The 2,366-nt window shown below is 71.1% G+C and carries 4 protein-coding genes; all 4 read right to left on the bottom strand.

All coding sequences use genetic code 11. From position 1 onward, the window contains the following. Nucleotides 1-120: 120 nt before the first annotated feature. The 4 genes from ABZ281_RS46185 to ABZ281_RS46200 are packed head-to-tail and all read right to left on the bottom strand — an operon-like array spanning nucleotide 121 to nucleotide 2,215. Complete coding sequence (locus tag ABZ281_RS46185; RefSeq protein WP_356664475.1) at nucleotides 121-810, bottom strand: hypothetical protein; 690 nt, start codon at nucleotides 808-810, stop codon at nucleotides 121-123. After that, nucleotides 807-1,325: a hypothetical protein gene (locus ABZ281_RS46190; protein ID WP_356664477.1), complete on the bottom strand. Its 519-nt coding sequence runs from the start codon at nucleotides 1,323-1,325 to the stop codon at nucleotides 807-809. The genes ABZ281_RS46185 and ABZ281_RS46190 overlap by 4 nt, the downstream gene beginning before the upstream one ends. A gap of 58 nt (nucleotides 1,326-1,383) precedes the next feature. After that, on the bottom strand, nucleotides 1,384-1,740 hold the full coding sequence (locus ABZ281_RS46195) for a hypothetical protein (protein WP_356664479.1): 357 nt from the start codon (nucleotides 1,738-1,740) through the stop codon (nucleotides 1,384-1,386). 22 nt (nucleotides 1,741-1,762) lie between these two features. Then, a complete protein-coding gene (locus ABZ281_RS46200) occupies nucleotides 1,763-2,215 on the bottom strand; it encodes a hypothetical protein (protein WP_356664481.1) in 453 nt (150 codons plus the stop codon). Between the last annotated feature and the right edge of the window lie 151 nt (nucleotides 2,216-2,366).

Genomic DNA, 2,366 nt, shown 5'->3' on the forward strand with positions numbered 1-2,366 from the left:
GGGCAAGCGCGCCACCATCAGGGCCGCGTACTACACGGTGTCGGCCTACGAGGAAGCGATGCAGCGGCTGGCCCGGATGAACCTGCGCGGACCGGGCTCTCGTGGTGCGGGGAGGTTAGGTCAGGGTGGAGTGTCGTCGTGGGCGAGGTGGGCCAGGAGAAGAACCTCGGGGCGGCTGAGGAGGTCGTCGGGGTCTGCGTGGGTCCGGTACAGGGCGAGTGCTGTGTCGGCGAGGGTGAGCAGCTCGGTGCGGGAGAAGTCGTCGTCGATGTCCGGGGCGCTGGGGTGGCCGCTGTCGATGGCCTCCGTGCTGCTCGCGAGGCGCTCCAGCAGCAGCGCGGCTTCGGGCGGCACGCCCGGCTGTGGAAGCGGGTGGGCTCGGCTCAGGGTGAGGCAGGTACGGGCCAGTGTCACCAGGTCGGAGTCGGTGAGATCGCAGCGGGCGAGGGGCACGAGCGAGGATCCGGAGAGGCCGAGCAGCTGCCACAGCCCTTGCGGTGCCCGGTCGTCGGTGGCCGACTGGGCAGGGCCCGGGTCGTCGTCGCCCAGGATTGTGGCGGTGAAGCGCAGCCAGAGTCGGCCGTCGCCGGTGTGCATGTCCAGGGTGTCGGGGTGGGTGCTGCCGACGTGGCCGGCGGGCCGGGCGCGCAGGAGGCGGCGGGCGGCCAGGAGGACGTCCAGGCCGGGCAGTTCCCGGTGGTCGGGGTCGGCGGGTTGCGTCCAGCCGGTGTCGGTGCGGACGCGGACGGTGTAGTCGGCGTTGGGGTCGATCAGCTGGCGTGCGGTGGCGTAGGCGCGGTCAGGGGTCATGCTGCGGTCCCTCCGGCGCCGGTGCGGTGCTCGTGTTCGCCGCTGTTGTTCACCTCGAAGAGCAGCAGGCCGTCGTCGCCCTGGTTGTCGATGTGGATGTAGGGGACGTCGGTGGCGGGGCCCCACTGGGCGCGCCGGCGGATGAGGACGCTGACGCCGAAGACCTGGATCTCGTAGACGTCGCTGGGGGTGTTGTCCTCGGGGGAGGCGTTGACCACGGTGATCGACGCGTTGCGGACACGGTGGAGTTGGGGGTCGGCCATGGCAGTTCCCGGGGGTGTCGGCGTGGGGGAGTAGGTGGCGGGGTCGAGTGCGAGGAGGGCGTCGGCGATGGCCGAGGACAGGTGGGAGGGGACGAGGCTGGAGTTCTGCAGCAGCGCGAGCTGGTCGTGCGGGGCGGGCGCGTGCTCGATCGCGTCGAGAACCTCCTGGTCTTCGGCGTCGTCGCACGCCCACTGCCGGGCTTCGGCGAGGAGAGCTTCGTAGAGGGAGCCGGCTGCGTCTAGGGGATTCATGGGTGCCTTGGGTCGGGGTGCCAGGCCCTGCGGGACCCGGCACCGGAAGGGGGTGTGGTCAGGGCTGGAGCTTCTCGGCGATCAGTTCGTTGATGACCTGGTCGAGCGGGGGAAGGGCGGCGTGCTGCCTCTCCATGTCCCGGAGGCGGGCGCGTTCGCGCTCGACGTACGTGGGGTCGGTGGGGGAGCCGTCGGCTTCGCAGCGCATCAGGTGCTTGCCGATCCAGTAGGCGGAGAACGTCGGCTCGGCGTGGCCGTTGAAGGCGACGCGGCCGTCGATGTGGCTGGTGACGGTCCAGACGTGTACCGGGCGTGCTCCGAGGATGTGGTGTCGCCACAGGTCGCTGCGCTCGGCGTAGGTGGTTCCGATTTCGGCCAGGGGCTTCGGGCGACGGGCGGGCTTGGAGTCGTTCACGGAAGTCCCCTTTCGTGGTGGGTCAGGGCTGGTTGGGGAGGAAGTGAACGAGGCGGAGGGGGGTCAGCGGTCCGCGCTCGTTGAAGGCATCGACGCAGTCGGAACAGGTGGCGAGGCGGGGGTCGGCCGCGATGGGCTGGAGGGACTCGGCGTCGCACAGGGGCCAGGCCCTGCCGGTCGGCGTGAGCGATTCGGTGAGGGGTCCCGGTTTCCAGGTGGAGGGGTCGGTCGTGGCCGCGATGCACGCATCCGTGGTGGGGACGGGCGGGGCGTTGCGGACCGCGTCGGCGAGCCGGAGGAGGAGGGCGAGCACCTTGTCGCGGTTGCCGTGGAGGGCGATGCCGTCACTGCTGTCGTAGACGGCGGCGACGATCTCGCCGGGTTCGACGAGCGCGTCGTCGGAGGTGAAGCCGGGGTAGAGCAGGACCGGTGTGGCGTCGGCGCAGACCCATTCGAATTCGGTGTTGTCGAGCATGAGGGAGCCCTTCGGTGCGGGTGCTGGGGGAGGGAGCCGGGCGGCCGTGGGTGCAAGGCGGCCCGGTGGTGGGGAGGTTCAGGAGGCGTCGGGCTCGAAGTGCTCGACGGTGTCGTCGACCCACGCGTCGTCGTCGCGGGCGAACTCCTCG

Source organism: Streptomyces sp. NPDC006265 (assembly GCF_040613555.1).
Taxonomy (GTDB): Bacteria; Actinomycetota; Actinomycetes; order Streptomycetales; family Streptomycetaceae; genus Streptomyces.

Excerpts from the sequence above, each read along its gene's own strand:
- ABZ281_RS46185 (WP_356664475.1), bottom strand. The coding sequence starts at position 810 with ATGACCCCTGACCGCGCCTACGCCACCGCACGCCAGCTGATCGACCCC.
- ABZ281_RS46190 (WP_356664477.1), bottom strand. The coding sequence starts at position 1,325 with ATGAATCCCCTAGACGCAGCCGGCTCCCTCTACGAAGCTCTCCTCGCC.
- ABZ281_RS46200 (WP_356664481.1), bottom strand. The coding sequence starts at position 2,215 with ATGCTCGACAACACCGAATTCGAATGGGTCTGCGCCGACGCCACACCG.